Source organism: Paucisalibacillus algeriensis (assembly GCF_000577245.1).
Taxonomy (GTDB): Bacteria; Bacillota; Bacilli; order Bacillales; family Amphibacillaceae; genus Ornithinibacillus.
Genome location: NZ_CBYO010000005.1, coordinates 93,065 through 110,025, shown reverse-complemented (window position 1 = coordinate 110,025; position 16,961 = coordinate 93,065). Strand labels below are relative to the sequence as shown.

General features: G+C 35.8%; 19 protein-coding genes. All 19 read right to left on the bottom strand.

Annotated features, from left to right (window positions below; genetic code table 11):
- Positions 1-16: 16 nt before the first annotated feature.
- Positions 17-1,390: a murein hydrolase activator EnvC family protein gene (locus TY11_RS02950; RefSeq protein WP_042142681.1), complete on the bottom strand. Its 1,374-nt coding sequence runs from the start codon at positions 1,388-1,390 to the stop codon at positions 17-19.
- 153 nt (positions 1,391-1,543) lie between these two features.
- Positions 1,544-2,437 (bottom strand): permease-like cell division protein FtsX, encoded by an 894-nt coding sequence (gene ftsX, locus TY11_RS02945; protein WP_042142679.1) that lies wholly within the window; start codon positions 2,435-2,437, stop codon positions 1,544-1,546.
- A complete protein-coding gene (gene ftsE, locus TY11_RS02940; RefSeq protein WP_042142676.1) occupies positions 2,427-3,113 on the bottom strand; it encodes a cell division ATP-binding protein FtsE in 687 nt (228 codons plus the stop codon). Before ftsE ends, ftsX begins: the two co-directional genes overlap by 11 nt.
- 243 nt (positions 3,114-3,356) lie before the next feature.
- A complete protein-coding gene (cccB, locus tag TY11_RS02935) occupies positions 3,357-3,710 on the bottom strand; it encodes a cytochrome c551 (RefSeq protein ID WP_042142673.1) in 354 nt (117 codons plus the stop codon).
- Positions 3,711-4,124: 414 nt separating this feature from the next.
- Positions 4,125-5,223 (bottom strand): peptide chain release factor 2 gene (prfB, locus tag TY11_RS02930; protein WP_231495762.1). Its coding sequence is split into 2 segments (ribosomal slippage): positions 4,125-5,159 and positions 5,161-5,223, totalling 1,098 coding nucleotides; the frame shifts between segments, so codons are not numbered across the junction.
- A gap of 110 nt (positions 5,224-5,333) precedes the next feature.
- Entirely contained in the window at positions 5,334-7,847 is a 2,514-nt protein-coding gene (secA, locus tag TY11_RS02925) for a preprotein translocase subunit SecA (protein ID WP_042142668.1), read from the bottom strand.
- A gap of 267 nt (positions 7,848-8,114) precedes the next feature.
- Positions 8,115-8,654, bottom strand: a complete 540-nt coding sequence (hpf, locus tag TY11_RS02920) for a ribosome hibernation-promoting factor, HPF/YfiA family (RefSeq protein ID WP_042142665.1) — start codon at positions 8,652-8,654, stop codon at positions 8,115-8,117.
- 201 nt (positions 8,655-8,855) lie between these two features.
- Complete coding sequence (fliT, locus tag TY11_RS02915) at positions 8,856-9,209, bottom strand: flagellar protein FliT (RefSeq protein ID WP_042142663.1); 354 nt, start codon at positions 9,207-9,209, stop codon at positions 8,856-8,858.
- On the bottom strand, positions 9,209-9,610 hold the full coding sequence (fliS, locus tag TY11_RS02910; RefSeq protein WP_042142661.1) for a flagellar export chaperone FliS: 402 nt from the start codon (positions 9,608-9,610) through the stop codon (positions 9,209-9,211). Before fliS ends, fliT begins: the two co-directional genes overlap by 1 nt.
- A gap of 30 nt (positions 9,611-9,640) precedes the next feature.
- The gene (locus TY11_RS02905; RefSeq protein WP_042142660.1) at positions 9,641-11,137 is read right to left on the bottom strand and encodes a flagellar hook-associated protein 2; all 1,497 of its coding nucleotides are present in this window, start codon (positions 11,135-11,137) and stop codon (positions 9,641-9,643) included.
- 16 nt (positions 11,138-11,153) lie between these two features.
- Positions 11,154-11,501 (bottom strand): flagellar protein FlaG, encoded by a 348-nt coding sequence (gene flaG, locus TY11_RS02900; RefSeq protein ID WP_042142658.1) that lies wholly within the window; start codon positions 11,499-11,501, stop codon positions 11,154-11,156.
- Positions 11,502-11,568: 67 nt separating this feature from the next.
- Positions 11,569-11,793, bottom strand: coding sequence for a carbon storage regulator CsrA (csrA, locus tag TY11_RS02895; protein WP_042142655.1), 225 nt, complete (start codon positions 11,791-11,793; stop codon positions 11,569-11,571).
- 2 nt (positions 11,794-11,795) lie between these two features.
- Positions 11,796-12,239 carry a flagellar assembly protein FliW gene (gene fliW, locus TY11_RS02890; protein WP_042142653.1) on the bottom strand — a complete coding sequence of 148 codons (444 nt, stop codon included), beginning with the start codon at positions 12,237-12,239 and terminating at the stop codon, positions 11,796-11,798.
- A 15-nt stretch (positions 12,240-12,254) separates the two neighbouring features.
- Complete coding sequence (locus tag TY11_RS02885; RefSeq protein ID WP_042142651.1) at positions 12,255-12,821, bottom strand: DUF6470 family protein; 567 nt, start codon at positions 12,819-12,821, stop codon at positions 12,255-12,257.
- 433 nt (positions 12,822-13,254) lie between these two features.
- The gene (gene flgL / locus TY11_RS02880) at positions 13,255-14,118 is read right to left on the bottom strand and encodes a flagellar hook-associated protein FlgL (RefSeq protein ID WP_042142648.1); all 864 of its coding nucleotides are present in this window, start codon (positions 14,116-14,118) and stop codon (positions 13,255-13,257) included.
- Between the two features lie 9 nt (positions 14,119-14,127).
- Positions 14,128-15,624 carry a flagellar hook-associated protein FlgK gene (gene flgK / locus TY11_RS02875; RefSeq protein ID WP_042142646.1) on the bottom strand — a complete coding sequence of 499 codons (1,497 nt, stop codon included), beginning with the start codon at positions 15,622-15,624 and terminating at the stop codon, positions 14,128-14,130.
- 26 nt (positions 15,625-15,650) lie between these two features.
- Positions 15,651-16,139, bottom strand: a complete 489-nt coding sequence (locus TY11_RS02870) for a flagellar protein FlgN (RefSeq protein ID WP_042142643.1) — start codon at positions 16,137-16,139, stop codon at positions 15,651-15,653.
- 16 nt (positions 16,140-16,155) lie between these two features.
- A complete protein-coding gene (flgM, locus tag TY11_RS02865) occupies positions 16,156-16,419 on the bottom strand; it encodes a flagellar biosynthesis anti-sigma factor FlgM (protein WP_042142641.1) in 264 nt (87 codons plus the stop codon).
- An 85-nt stretch (positions 16,420-16,504) separates the two neighbouring features.
- Positions 16,505-16,927 carry a TIGR03826 family flagellar region protein gene (locus TY11_RS02860; RefSeq protein ID WP_042142639.1) on the bottom strand — a complete coding sequence of 141 codons (423 nt, stop codon included), beginning with the start codon at positions 16,925-16,927 and terminating at the stop codon, positions 16,505-16,507.
- Positions 16,928-16,961 lie beyond the last annotated feature (34 nt).

The window sequence follows — 16,961 nt, the reverse complement described above, 5'->3', positions numbered from 1 at the left end:
TGTCTCTTTTGATTATTTATGGCAAATAATTAATAGGGTTTACTGCATTTGTAGTGTTAGGATTTACACCAAGATAGCGATTTAAATGAATCTCAAAATGAAGGTGCGGTCCGGTTGAATCACCAGTTGAACCAATATAGCCAATTACTTGTCCCTGTTCAACTTGTTGTCCAGGACTAACAGCAATACTTGACATATGTGCATAGTTAGTTACATATGTTTGGCCATCTATAATATTCACAATCATTACATGGTTTCCATAAGAAGGGTGATATTCTGCAGTACTAACAACACCAACACCAGCACCTGATGAATAGATTGGAGTACCTTGTGGCGCACCAATGTCAACTCCACCATGGTAGTTCTTTGTAAAGTATATTGGATGTACTCTCCAACCAAAGTTTGATGTTCTCGATCCGGAAGCTGGCCAAATAAAATTACCTGTTCCTGCATTGGGACTACTTGCATTTGTATTTGTACCTTCAGTCTTTTGTGATAATGCTGCCAATTGCTGTTCTGCTATTTGCTGAGCTTTTTTTGCAGCTTCTTCTTGTTGTGCAAGGAATCGTTGCTCATCTTCTAAAGTAATTACATATTGCTCTAAATGATGATGTTCCTCCTCTAGCTGTGCCAGTAAAATTTGTCTCTCAGCCATTTGTTCATCTAATTGATTTTCAAGTGCAACTAATTCATTCTTCTGTCCTTCTAACGCTACTTTATTATCTTCAACATCTTGGCGCTTTGACTCAATATCTTTTTTGTTACTTTCTACAGTTACTTTTTTGTTTTCTACCTCTTTTTTATCATTCGCTAAAGATTCAAGGATTGCCTTATCCTGATCCATCATAATATTAACTGCTGCCGTTCTTGAGATAAAATCTGAGAAACTTTTTGAACCAAGAAGTACTTCTAAATATCTCAAGGCCCCACCACTTCTTTGAATAGTGCGTAGACGTTCGGTAAGTAATTCTTCACGGTCAGTAATACGTTCCAACAATACCTCTATCTCTTCTTTTAACTGTTCAATTTGATTTGTTAATTCATCAATTTGGGCAGTTAGCTCATTGATTTCTTTATTTGTCGCATCAATTTCACCTTGTTTTGCAGAGATAGATGCTTTTGTATCACTTAATTGTTGATCAAGTGAATCAATCTGACTTTGAACAGATGCTTGTTCATTTAAATTTTCTTCAATCTTTTCTTCTGTTTCACTTTTATTGTTTTGAACTTCTTTCTTCTGCTCTCCAAGCTGTAACTGTTCATTTTCTAGTTCCTTGATTTCTTGCTCAATATCTTCTTCTGTTTGAGCGGAAACAAGGTTCCAATCAAATGAGACTGTTCCAAATGCCATAAGGGCAATTAATAAAGATATTCCTAACTTTTTTTTCATCGTTTCCCCTGCCCTTCAAGTAATCTCGTAATCTAGCTTTTTTAGGCTATGTAACTATTACTAAAACCCCCACTTCCATTCAAAATGAAGCATTAGAAGAGTAAGTGGGGATAATAGCACCAGTAGATAACAGATATTTTTTTAGTTGTATCGTTAAACTTTTAAGAATTTACGAACACTCATCAAACTACCCCAGATTCCAATACCAGCACCAACTATGAGAATTATTCCAGCTAGTTGCCAAGCAAATGGGTTGAACGGAAGCATTTCCACGAAACCAATGGAAGAAATACCGCCAATACTCGATTCAATTAGTTTATAGCCTGATAATACAACTGTAATTGGAATAATAGAGCCAAGTACTCCAAGTAGCAGGCCTTCAACAAAGAATGGCCCACGAATAAAACTATTGGTAGCACCTACTAATTTCATAATCCCAATCTCAGTACTTCTTGCCATAATTGTTAATTTAATGGTATTAGAAATTAGGAAGATAGCGGTCAATACTAGACCAGCAATCAGGATAATACCAACTGTTCGTGCATAATCTGTAAACTTAAATAAGTTTTGAGCAACTTCTTGTCCATAAGATACTGAGTCAACTGCGTTTAGTTTTGCAACCTCAGTAGCAATTCCATCTGTATCATGTGGGTCTGTTGCTTTAATAATGTAAGCATGGTTTAATGGATTTTCTTGTTCATATAACTCCCAAACTTCTCCACCTTCACCCATGCTATCAATTAAAGTATTTAATTCTTCATCTTTGGATGAAAAAATAACATTTTCTACACCTGGAACTTTCTCTAACTCCTTACCAAGTGCAATAACATCTTCATCATCTGCAGCTAAATCAATAAGAACCTTTATGACTACATCGTCTTCGATTTTCTCTGCCATATGATTTAAATTCAAAATTAGACCAAGAAATGCACCAACTAAAAGTAGTGTCATAGTTACTGCACCGACTGAAGCTACTGTCATCCAACCATTACGTGCAATATTCTTAAAACCTTCACGAAAATGCCTTTTTATTGTTCTAGCTTTCATAACCGTAATCACCTCGCTGTTCGTCTCTTACAATTAAGCCATCCTCAATTGCAATTACACGCTTCTTAATTGTGTTTACGATTTCTTTACTGTGTGTAGCCATGATAATGGTTGTCCCACTGTTATTAATTTCTTCAAATACTCGCATAATCTCCCATGATGTATCTGGATCAAGGTTACCAGTTGGCTCATCAGCGATAACTATCTTTGGTCGATTTACAATAGCACGTGCAATAGAAACACGTTGCTGCTCCCCACCAGATAGCTCATTTGGAAAGAAACGTGATTTGTTCTTAAGACCTACTAGATCTAATACTTCCATTACTCGTTTACGAATATTACGAGGAGACTCTTCTATTACCTCTAGAGCAAATGCAACGTTCTCATAGACTGATAGTTTTGGTAAAAGACGGAAATCTTGGAAGATAACGCCAATATTTCTACGTAGCATAGGAACTTCTTTTTCCTTTAATTCACTAATGTCCCTATTGTTGATCTGCAATGAACCGCGTGTTGGTTTAATTTCACGATAAATTAATTTGATAAATGATGATTTACCAGCACCACTTGGTCCAACAATATAAACAAATTCACCTTGTTCAATTTCGACGTTAATACCATTTAAAGCTGTGACACCATTTCCATATGTTTTATATATATCTTTCATTAAAATCATGTTTTATCACCTTTTACATAAATTAGTCAAAAAGACTTATTTTGTTCGAGTTTCTAATTCATTATAACATCTTTCAACAACTTTTTTTGACAAAAAAATATTACATTTATATTTCAAAGGTGAAAATATTGTTGAGATTTGTAGAATTATGGTAGCTAAAAATGATTATAGGAGAAAAGTCTTATTTTAGACAAAATAAAAAGGCTTAAACTGTTTGTACAGTCTAAACCTTTGAACGATTAATTACTTTTTCTCGCCTAACCAATCTGCTAATGTTTGTATTTCATCATCAGATAGTCTCCCACTGAATGCTGGCATTCCACCATCTTTACCATTTGCAATGATGTCTTTTAACTCGTCAACAGAGTAGTCTGCTCCAATTGCAGTAAGATTTGAACCTGCACCACCAGATAAGTCAGCACCATGACAAGATGCACAGTTTGTTTCATAGATATCTTCTGCAGAAGCTGTCGTTGTTTCGCCACTTTCTTGACCAGAATCACTAGTTGCTCCGTTGTCGTCACCATTATCGTCGCCACCACAAGCACCTAGAACTAATGCTATTCCAAAAAGAATAGCTAATAACCATTTTTTCATTGAGAAATCCCCCAATCCTTGTTTAGAATTACTTGTCAATTCTTAGTATATCCTTTAATTGAAAATATACTAGTCACAGATTTGCCATATTTTGGTTAAACATGAGGAGTTATCTAGCCTGATGAGACTTTTTGACAAAATTATTAATTCTTTTATAGCTTTTCCCAATATTGGACAAGTCTAAACAAGTTGAAATGGATCATCTACATTTCAATTTCTTTTATGAATAGAAAAAATCATTCTTATTCTTCATTTCTACCCTGGTTCCTTGTCAAAATGATGTATAAAGTGCTCTCATTCCTCATTTTAACCGAGATACCCTGCCAAAATAATGTAATAAAGCACTCCTATTAGTCCTTCAATCAAACAATGCCCGTAACCATTATTGGTACGGACATTTTAAGTTAATTCACATTAAATTTGCGATCGTAAATAGGCATCAATAAATGGATTTAGTTCTCCATCCATTACGGCTTGGGTGTTTCCTATTTCAACGTTTGTTCGATGGTCTTTTACCATAGAATAAGGATGAAAAACATAGGAACGAATTTGGCTGCCCCAACCTATTTCTTTTTGTTCTCCACGAAGGGCCGCAAGTTCTTGTTGTTGCTTTTCAATTTCTAATTGATACAGTTTTGATTTTAACATCTTCATGGCTGCTTCTCTGTTTTTTATTTGGGAACGTTCATTTTGGCATGTAACTACAATATTTGTCGGAATGTGCGTAATTCTTACGGCAGAGTCAGTTGTATTAACGTGCTGTCCACCGGCACCACTCGCACGATACGTGTCAACCTTAATATCTTCACTTCGAATTTCAATATCCACGTCTTCAGACATTTCAGGTGTAACATCACATGAAACGAAAGAAGTATGTCTTCGGCCAGAAGAATCAAATGGGGAAATGCGAACCAAGCGATGTACACCTTTTTCAGCTTTTAAGTAACCATAGGCGTTATGACCTTTAATTAACAATGTAACACTCTTTACCCCTGCTTCTTCTCCTGGTAAATAGTCTAATGTTTCCACCGAAAAATTACGCTGATCTGCCCAGCGTTGGTACATTCGAAGTAACATACTTGCCCAGTCCTGTGATTCCGTACCACCAGCACCTGGATGCAATTCTAAAATTGCGTTATTCGCATCATACGGTTCACTTAATAACATTTGTAATTCAAAATCATTAATGTCTTTTTTCAATGAACCAAGCTCTTCTTCTAAATCAGCAAGTAACTCTGCATCATTTTCTTCTTTGGCTAGCTCATAGGTTACCTCTAAATCCTCATGGCGATTAACAATTTCTTCAAAGCTATTTACAAACCCTTTTAAGCCATTTGCTTCATTGATAGTAGTTTGAGCAGCATTTTGATCATCCCAAAATCCAGGTGCCGTCATATCGTGCTCTAATTCCTGTATGCGAGCCTTCTTTGCATCTAAGTCAAAGAGACCCCCTAAAATCCGCAATGCGGTTATTCATATTGTCTAATTCATGTCTAATTTCACTAAATTCCATCATGTCACCTCTAGGTTATTATTAAAAATAGTTTATTTGTTTAATCCAGTTTCACTTTTTAACATTGGCATGAAAACACTCCCAGCATGCTGGGAGTGTTTAGTTAAGGTTTACTGACCATGACAATTCTTGTATTTTTTGCCACTGCCACATGGGCAAGGATCATTTCTTCCAACAGTTTCCTTCTTCACATAAGGCTTACGAACTTTTTTCTTTTCTTCGCCCCCGCCAGAAACAGCTTGTGTATTCTTGACTACTTCCTGACGTTTTAGATTATCGCGGATTTGAGCTTTCATAATATAACGAGCAACCTCATCCTCGATATTTTCTACCATGCCCTCAAACATCGCAAATCCTTCAAATTGATACTCACGTAGTGGATCATTTTGTCCATACGCTCTTAAATGGATACCTTGACGAAGTTGATCCATCTGATCAATATGATCCATCCATTTTGTATCAACTGTTCTTAGTAAGATAACTTTTTCAAATTCACGCATTTGCTCTTCGGAAAGTTCTTCTTCTTTTTCATTATACTTCACTCTAACTTTTTCCATAACAAGCTCTTGAATTTCTTCTGTTTCTTTACCGTTTAGGTCATCCACAGATAATGAATCTTGATCTAATAGGTTACCATTAACATAATCTACGATAGCCTGTAAATCCCAGTTCGTTTCATCGTCATCTTGTGTATGGGTGTTTATAACACGCTGAAGTGAGGAGTTAATCATATTCTCAATAATTGCGCGAAGTTCATTGCCTTCCGCATCAATTACTTCAAAGCGTTGTTTATAAATGATTTCTCGTTGTTCACGTAATACGTCATCATATGCTAAAACGTTTTTACGTGCATCATAGTTATTACCTTCTACACGTTTTTGAGCTGATTCAACTGCACGGGAGACAAATTTGTTTACGATTGGTTGAGAATCATCCATTCCCATTTTGTCCATCATGGCTTTTAAGTTGTCAGAGCCAAAGCGACGCATTAATTCGTCTTCCATGGATAAATAGAATTGAGAAATACCTGGGTCTCCTTGACGTCCAGAACGTCCACGCAACTGGTTATCGATTCGTCTAGATTCATGGCGTTCGGTACCAATTACCGCTAAACCACCAAGCTCTAAAACTCCTTCTCCTAGCTTAATGTCGGTACCACGACCAGCCATGTTTGTTGCAATGGTAACAGCACCTTTTTGACCGGCATGTTCAATTATTTCTGCTTCACGGTAATGGTTCTTTGCGTTTAATACATCATGCTTAACCCCAGCTTTTTTCAAATACTGAGAAATTAATTCGGATGTTTCCACTGCTACCGTACCGACAAGTACAGGCTGACCTGCTTTATTACGTTCCTTAATATCTTCTACAACAGCTTTAAACTTACCATTAATGGTACTGTAGATTTTATCTGGATGATCATCACGAGCAATTGGTTTATTTGTTGGAATTACAACCACACCCATATTATAAATGCTGCGGAATTCTTCTTCTTCTGTCTTCGCAGTACCTGTCATCCCAGCAAGTTTATTGTACATACGGAATAAGTTCTGGAATGTAATCGAAGCAAGTGTCATGCTTTCATTTTGAATCTTCAGGCCTTCTTTGGCTTCAATCGCTTGGTGTAATCCATCACTATAACGACGACCTTTCATCAAACGACCAGTAAATTGGTCGACGATGACAACTTCACCTTCTTCTACCACATAATCTGTATCACGATGCATCGAAACATGTGCACGCAATGCTTGACCAATATGATGTGTCAGGGTTACATGGTTTAAATCGAAAAGGTTCTCTATGTTAAAGTATTTCTCAGCCTTATTGATTCCCTCTTCTGTTAGCTGTACACCTTTTGTTTTTTCATCGTATGTGTAATCTGTTTCAAGCTTTAATGTTGTAACAAACGAATTTGCTTGTGTATATAATGAAGCTGATTTTTGCGCAGATCCAGAGATAATTAATGGAGTTCTAGCTTCATCAATTAAAATGGAATCGACCTCATCAATAATTGCAAAGTTCAATGGGCGCTGAACCATTTGTTCTTTGTAAAGAACCATATTGTCACGCAAATAATCAAAACCAAATTCATTATTAGTACCGTACGTAATATCTGCTTGATATGCTTCACGTTTTTGTTCTTTAGACATCCCATTGGTATTTAAGCCAACAGTTAGGCCTAAGAATTCAAATAATTGACCCATTTGTTTTGAGTCACGATCCGCCAAGTATTCGTTAACCGTGATGATATGTACTCCCTCACCGGCAATGGCATTTAAATATGCTGGCATGGTGGAAGCTAATGTTTTACCTTCCCCTGTTTTCATTTCTGCAATATTACCGCCATGAAGTACAATTGCTCCCATTAACTGTACAGCGAATGGACGCATCCCTAATACTCTTTTAGAAGCCTCACGGACTACCGCATATGCTTCAACCATTAAGTCATCCAAGCTTTCGCCATTAGCAAAGCGGGATTTAAACTCTTCTGTTTTTTCCATTAATTGTGTATCCGTTAATTTTTCAATATCTGGCTCCAACGATTCAATTTGGTCCACCATACTTTGAATTCGGTTTAATTCTTTTTTATTACCATCGAATAATTTTTTTAGAAAACCTGCCATCGTTACGCTCCTCTGGTCCAATAGTGAATCAATGCGGATTATCATTAATCCTGTATCTCTTACTCGCTATTACTAAAGTCTCATGATAATAGGTTCACTATCCATTTTCTTTAAACTCATATCTATTATTATATATTAAATAATAACACTACTTAAATCTATATGCCAACTACATTGTTATGCTATACCATCTATCCGTATACGAAAATTTCAAAGGCGATCCCATTTATGAGATCGCCCGTTAGTATATTTATTCGTCAAATTTTATTATTTAGGTTCGATTAAACCGTATTTACCATCTTTACGACGGTAAACAACGTTAGTATCACCAGAAGCCGCATTTTGGAAAACATAAAATGCATGACCTAACATATCCATTTGTAGAACTGCCTCTTCAGAATCCATTGGTTTTAAATCAAATTGCTTTGTTCTTACAATTTCGATATCATCTGATTCTTCGTCTAACTGTTCTGCTAAATTAGATGTTACGAATTTAGGTATATTATTTTGACGAGGTTTACGATTAACCTTTGTTTTATATTTTCTAATCTGTCTTTCTAATTTATCAACAACTAGGTCAATTGCTGCATACAAATCTGTATGTTCTACTTCGCCTCGTAATAAAAGGCCTGACATTGGTATCGTTACCTCGATACGTTGCTTATCATTATAGACACTTAAATTCACATGTACATCTGAGGTTATAGGACTCTCAAAATATTTTTCGAGTTTACCAATCTTTTTCTCTACGTACTCTCTAATTGATTCCGTAACTTTTAGATTCTCACCACGAATGTTGAATTTCATTAAAGTGTCCTCCTTCATGTATCTTTATATATAGTATACTATGTTTACCTATAAAATTCCTGCTTAAACTTTAATAAATTATTAACATTTTATGTCGTTAAGTAGGTAAAACACTGAAATCGTCTGATATAAGGAGGTTTACCTAGCATTTACAGTAATTTTTCAAAAGGGATGTCCCAGATTTTAGGGCATCCCTTTTTATCATTTTCTTTTATCCATAAACATGCCGTCAATCGTTTGAACATTTTCGTATGGATTTGTATATTTGCGATTGGAATTCTTTTGTTTTTTCATTTGCTTCATTTCTGTTTTTAGTTCAGCAAATAATAGATTCATTTTTTGTTGAATTTTTTGATTAGTAGGCAGAAGCTTTTTACCAAGAGCCAATTCTTCATCCGAATACGGCTCAGAAATAAGCTCCATATAGCTGTCTCTTTTTATTAGTAATGTATTGATTTCTTCTATTACTCGTTGGCGATCATTATTAGTCATATCGCCGCTGAGGATTTTATCCATATCTTCCGTAATCTCAAATATTGGCTGGATACGATTCATTATACATGTTCACCTTGTGCATATTGTTTTTGTCTTGTTTTTAAGATGACTTGCTTCCAAGTATCTCTAAAGTCTACCACAAACCCTTGTACTTCTGTTAAAATCTCGATATCATTCTTCAAATTTGCTTCCATTAAACGTCGATACATAAAATCGTAAAGTGGCAGTATTTGCTTAGAAATCTCGACTTCTTGATCTAATGTAATCATTAACTCTTGAATAATAGCCTGAGCCTTTTGAATGTTCGTATTTTTTGCTTCAATATTATTTTCTTCGATATCTCGAATTGCTTGTTTAATAAACTTATTACACCCATTATAAAGCATTAGTGTTAATTCACCGCCGGAGGCAGTATTAACAGCATTATTTTGATATGCTTGATATGGTTTATTTAAAGCCATAAGGTAAAACTCCTTTGTAGAAATATTGGATTACATTCCGCCACCAAACTGTGAGAAGAGCTGTGCTGATTGTGCATTCAATCGTGATATCGCTTGTTCCATTGCATTAAACTGGTTCCAGTAGCGACTTTCCACACGCAATAGACGATCCTCAAAGTCTGACATTCTCGTATCTAAATCCTTAATCCGTTTTCCTAATGTATAGTTATCTAGTGAACTTGTTGTTTTACCGGCACGTTCTTCAATTCGTTTCATCATCGACTCAACAGAGTCTTCTAGTTTATTAATTAACCCGCGACTTGGGTCACTTTTGTCTTCCGTATTATTTGAAAAGAGCTTATATACTTCATCAGGATTCTCACGTAAAGCTTCCTTTAGTTTACCCTCATCAATTTTAAGCTTTCCACCGTTCATATAATCTGCTGTTGTTGAAATACCTATTTGAGTTAAAGTTGTAACCTCTCCACCAGTATCAACAGAAGAATACCATGTTTGTCGTAAATCAAATAGCCCACTAGTTAAAATAGAATCCCCTCGAAGGATACCACTTTTTGCTTTCGCTTCCCAAAGCTCTACTTGCTTATCTTCCATTTCCTCTTTTTGCTTTTCCGTTAATGGTTTATAATCACGGTATCTTTCTTCGGTTTGGGACTTATTAACTAAATCGACAATCTCATTGTACTTATCGACAAATTTCATAATGGAATCGAATGCTGCGTCAACGTTATTGTCTACGGTTAAGCTAACCTTTTTTCCTGTCTCTGTAACATTCTTAAATTCAAAAGTAACTCCACCCAATGAATAGGTATTAGACTTAGATGTAAAATCTACTCCATTATATTTAAATGCTGCATCTGTTCCACCGGTTTCAGTCACACCGTTAAAATTTAATGTTGTGTTGAAAAAATCACTGTCAAAAATAATTTCATCACCTTGACCATTATAATTTCCAGTCCTTGTTGTTTCGAAAATAACTTTTTTCGACTGTTCATCATAGAATGCTCTTACATTATTACTCTTATCATTATTTATTTCCTTTAAAATATCATTTAAAGAATCACCAGCATCAATAGAAACCTCATGTTTGACCATTTCACCTTTTTCCACGTCATATGTTTGGAAGGTAACTATTCCTGGTTCTACTGGTACGTCTAATTCGTTTAATGGGGTATTCGGATTAAATGAAATTTCTCCTCCAACTTTTATTGCAGAGGATGCCAGATTTGTTACTTCAATATTATAGGATCCATTTTGTGCACTGCTACTAGCAGTAGCCGTAACAGCACTCTCATTCGAAGAACTCACTGACTTCGAATTATAAGTACTACTCTTTTTCATATCTAAAATTAATTTCGTATCCATTTCATAAAGCTTTTGATAGATTTCTCGGTAACCGTCACGTTGCCATTCTAATAATGTACGGTTTTGCTCCATGCGGTCTAATGGCATTCTTTCTGCAGTCATTAATTTTTGTATTATTTCATCTGTATTAATACCAGAAGCCAAACCGCCTATACGCATTACCATTTTACAACACCTCTTTTTATATCTTTTTATCAATTAGGAAACCCATGTATTCTCCCATTGCTGCATACATATCAAGTATTTTTTTAGAGGGGATTTCCTTTATAACCTCATTTGTATTCGGATTTACGACTGTCACGTAATATTCATTAAGCTCTTCATGAAATTCGAATTTAAGGTTTGTTCTAAGTGGTTCTATAAAGTCATTTAAATGATCAACGGCACTTTTAATTTGATTGCCATTTGTATCTTCCATCTGCTTATTATTATGAGTTTCTTGCATCACAGATTTGTTCTCTGATGTAATTTTACTAGTGTCACTGTTTTGCAAGGGTTGTGATACAACTGTGATAGATTCTACTCGCATCCCCATGCAACTCCTCACAAGCTTTTTCTCTTATATCGGATTAATTAATCATATAGTTAAGTATTTGCTATTCATTTTTTTGATGGAGTAATTTTAATAAATCTACAGACAAATTTGCAGCTTCACTATTTTGATTTTGAATATCCATATAAATTTCTTTACGATATATCTCAACTGCCTTAGGAGCAGCAATTCCTAGCTTAATCTGATCCCCTTCAATTGCTAAAACCTTAATTTCTATTTCATCACCAATCTGAATAGATTCATTAAGTTTTCGTGTAAGTACTAACATAACTACACTCCCTTCTCCGCAGAAGGAGGTTGAATGAAAGCCTTACTATCATACTCATCCGAATTTAGGATGTATTGTTTCCCTAGCAATTTATGCTGATTAATGATTAATGGAGCTTTTAGATTGATTGTACTGGCATCGAATGGATCCTTTAATGTCACGATTGTTAATACAACGACATCCTTTTCACTTTCGATCTGTAATGCATCAATTGTAGTCTCATCTAATTCAAAACGGTATCCTTTATAAAAATGATAAGGATTAGTTACCACGAAAACTAAATCCTTGGAATGAACCGATTGAAGAAATTGAAAAATAGGATTACCTGGTATATCTAGTAATACAAATTCTTTTTCATCTAAAAATCCAGGTAAACCAGATGAGAATTGTACAATTTGTTTATCAGTAATCTCTAGTTCCCCTAAGTATTTAGTTTGTATGTTCATGCTTGTCACCCTTTCTTATTTTGAAAATAAATTGACAAAATCAATCTCTAAATTTTGATGTTGAGCCATTGAAATATCAACAGAACCTGGTACGTAATTTATTTCTGGCTTATTAACTCGAGTTTCTATAATAGGTTTATTTGGTTTTACATTAACATCTACTTTAGATGGTTCGTAATTTATCTTAACTGCATGTAGAGAAGGTATAAACTTTATTCCAAGAGAACGCGGTGGTTCATAAGCATTTTGAAATGCTTGACTAACCAAAGGGTTCCCCTTGTTTTCAATTTTCATTAGTTCTGTACCTTGGGATGCCCGTCTTCCTGTTCCCTCAGCGATTGCTTGTTGTCCATCTTGCGCCAATTTCTCTGTTAACCTGAATGCACTTCTTAGGTTCATATCTTCCCATGCTTGTGTTTGATCTATTGTAAGTTTTGAAGGAGTTGTTTGCATTGATATTTCTGCATGTGGCTGTTGAATGGACAAATCTGCTTTTGGTTGATGTATCTCTTGCATAGCAGGCTGAGTCGATATACTTATCTTCGCCATCTGTGATTGCATTCGTATTTGTGGTACTTCCATGCTAATTCCTCCCTCGATAAGAAATTGGATGTTACCTAAGAATTTGTTGTTAATTGTATTCCGCAGCCAGTATACATTTCGCTTTTACATCCGAGCATAGGGGCGACATACATCTGTTCGAAGAGACCTCACAGTGTCTGCCTTGCCGCGTATGGCTGGTGAGCCTACTCGTGGTCCCGCAATGTGGGGTCTCCCTTATGCCTTTCTTCCCACAGGACAATGGTTTCGGTGGGGCGAGTAAGCGCAGTCCCAAGTAACACTTCGTCAGATTGACATCGCACTTAGAAAAAGCATTCTTCTTTTCAAGGAGTTTACGTGTATACTGGCTACTCCGAGGTTATCCATATTACATTCCTCTAAAACCACAACTAACAATCATTTTCTAAAAAACAAAGTACAAAACCCTAACCCCTTATTCGGGCTAGGGTCTTGTTTACCGTAGAAAATCAAGTAATGATGGTTGTATAATTCGTGAGCCAGCAGAGAGTGCCGCACGATGAACACTTTCTTGTGTGATTAACTGTGTGATGACTTTTTCGTAATCAATATCTTCGTTGTTCGACATCATTTCTGTAGCGGAGATTTCTTGGGAGCCAAGACGATGTTCAATTAATTCAAGACGATTCATTCTTGCTCCGAGGTCTGCACGCGCATTTAGTACATTATTAATGTTTTCATCAAGAAGAGCGATACTTTTTTCGATTTCACCTTGGTCACCATTTTCTAATGCGGTGATAAAACTATCCACATTTGCGAATGCTTCTTCACCAAATACTTCATCAGCATCAACGTTGACTTTTATTTTAATTCCATTAGAAACTTCAATATTGACATCTGTAGTATTGGTTGGGTAACCTCCATCAATTGGTTTTACGTCTGTATTAGTTCCATTAAAGATGTATTTTCCATTGACTTTTGTATTGCCAATGTCAATGAGATGAGTTTTTAGTTGTTTTACTTCTTCCATGACTTTATGGCGTTCTTCTAAATCATAGGTATCATTACTAGCCTGTACAGCGAGTTCACGTAGACGTTGAAGGGCTTTTGTTGCTTGATCAAGTGCATCATCTGAATTATCCATCCAGTTATGAACTTCATTTGTGTTCCGCTTAAATTGCTCTACTTCTACAAGCTGACTACGATAATCCATACCTTTTACAGCAATAACCGGATCATCTGAAGGTCGGTTGATCTTCTTACCAGTTGTAAGTTGATCCATATATGTGCCCATATTATTGTAGCTATTGGTCAAATTACGTAGCATATTGTTCGATAACATTGATTGTGTTACGCGCATTTATTTTCCCTACCTTCCTACGATTCCTAAGTTATTAATTATTCGGTCTAATATTTCATCCATTGAGGTCATACTTCTAGCTGCAGCATTATAAGCATGCTGGAATTTAATCATATTTGTCATTTCTTCATCTAAAGAAACTGAACTTACAGACATACGTTGCTCTTGTACCTGTGACTTAAGAGCACCTGTATTTGCTGCCATACGGTTAGCTTCCTGTGCAGCGACGCCTAGGCTTCCAATTAACCCCTCATAGAAGCTCTTTACGGAGGCATCTACTCCTAAAGAACCACCTATTTTATCATCAAATACATTTGCTAAATTTGATGCGTTTTGACCGTTACCCGTTTCAAATGCAACGGAACTAGCCGCTAATAAAGCAGGATCATCCATTATTTCTTGAGCTACTGTTAAGTTACCGTTACTATCTACTACAAAGAATGCTTTGCCTGCATCTCCATTTAAATCAAATCCACCTTCATGGACACCATTAAATGCAGTGGCGAATTCTTGTGCAAGCGTATTTATCTTATCAAGTACATTCTTGTAACTAACAGCATTTGGATTCGAACCATCATAGCCATGAGCTTCAATCAACGATTTTAATGAACCGGATGGAAGCTCTTGCAACATATTATTACCAATTTGAATTTCATTGATTTCATCCGATTCATTTAGAGAAAATTCCTGATAGGTAGAACCTGATTCTGAAGTAGGATCTACCAGATACACTGGGCCATTTGGTAGAGACTTACCATTATCATCGACAAGTTCAATCTGTGTAAGGCCAGCTGCAATATCTGGAGAACTTTCCGCACTGGCTACGCGATGTACTTTTATATTAACAATCCCTGATAATTCATCAATTAAGCGGTCCCGGTCATCATAAAGGTCATTTGCTAGATAGCCATGTGGCTCTGTTTCTTTAATTTGATTATTAATCTGATTGATTTGACGTATTAATGAATTGGCGTCTTTAATTGTCACATCTACTTGTCTACGAATATCAGACTTCATGGTTTCTAGATTTCCAGTTAAATAATTAAATGTATCGGCAACAGCTTGCCCACGCTGAACTACTACTGATCTTGCCCCAGCATTCTCAGGGTCAACAGATAAATCCTGTAACGATTGCCAAAACTTATCCATTGTATTTGCTAAACCACTTTCAGATGGTTCATTTAATAAGCTTTCCATTCGGTAAAGAGAATTGGACATTGTCTCCCAATACCCTGATTTACTATTCTCTGCTCGATACTGCAAATCTAGGAAACTATCACGAATACGCTCTACAGAACCAGCTTGTACACCTTGTCCAAGTTGCCCTGGAATTTGCGGGCGATTCCGTGCACCATTTGGATATGCTGGTAGTGTTTCAAAATTCACACGTTGTCTAGTATACCCCTCGGTATTTGCGTTTGAAATATTATGACCAGTTGTATATAAAGCTGATTGTTGTGTAAATAGCGCACGTTTCGCCATTTCCAATCCGTGGAATGTACTCATTGAATTTCTCCTTCATTATAGTTTCGTTAAGCTTTTGAATCGAATACGGAACGATTCATGGTTGGTTGATGATTGTCCTTACCATAGTTCATATTTTTCAAAGAAGGACTCATTAGTTCAATAGAAAGTTGAACAAACTGCATCGATTGCTGAATTAATGCCATATTCAACTGTTCCTGTTGTTTCAATTTCACAATAGATTCGGTTAGCTGTACCGCACTATCCTCAAGTTTTTTCTTTTCGAAATCATCTTTTAGTTGATTCAACAAATTCGTAATAGTTGCATCTTCTGATGATTTTCCGTGATTCGCAAACCATGAAATTACTTCCTTTTGACGGCTTTGTTCCGCCTGCTCTAATTGTTGAACAATTTTCCGTTCCCTCACCAAAATAGTTTGTAATTGTTCAACATTACCTTTTTTAACAACCGCTGTTTTCTCTTGAGAAAGCACGATTAGCTGATGATGAATCTTTGTTAAGTTTTCTAGTTTTTCAATAATTGATTGTACGGGCACTGGTGCCGTCCCCCTCTTATTGCTTCGACCAAAAATCGATCATTTTTTGTGCAGTCTTTTCATAATTAATCTCATATTGTCCAGAATCTACTCGATTCTTAATTTCTTGTACATATGCTTCACGCTTAGCATTTACTTTTGTATTTTCTTGCAACTTCATTGCTTCTGATGAAATTTCTAACTGGTCTTGTTGCTTTCCAACTTTTTTCATTTCCATCTGCTTTTGTATTTGGTTTTTATATGGATTAAAATTCGTTTGATTCGGTCCATTAACCTTCATTACATCACCCCATCATTTTTCGAACAACCATACGTCGAACTTACATCTATCATTATTATCGGTTAGTTTTATCAAATTTAAAGTATTATCTTCGATGTTTATCAAGTGTATAGTAAATACCATGATTTGTTTTTACTTCTTTGTTCCGTTCGGCTATTTTTTCGATTGATTCAAGTTGTTGTAAATCATTTTTTAGCTCTACAGAACAATTCATGCATAACTTTCCAGAAACGATTAATGTGCCACATCGTTCACATGGAAATCCTAGTTTTGGAAACATGGAAGTACGTAGTCTTTTTTCCTTAATAAATTTCGTAATTAATGTTTCCTCAACCCCTGTTGCTTCCACTACTTCATAAAGGGTAGCTTCTCTGTTCTTTTGTTGCTTCAAAAATTCATATACTTTCTTGAATGCTACCTCTTCCTCTTTATAACAATTACGACAAATGTCTTTCAATTGTTTCACAAAGACTTTCCCACATTGTAAGCAATTTGCTAATTCTGCCATTTGGTTATCTCCTTACTACAATATCATATCATAT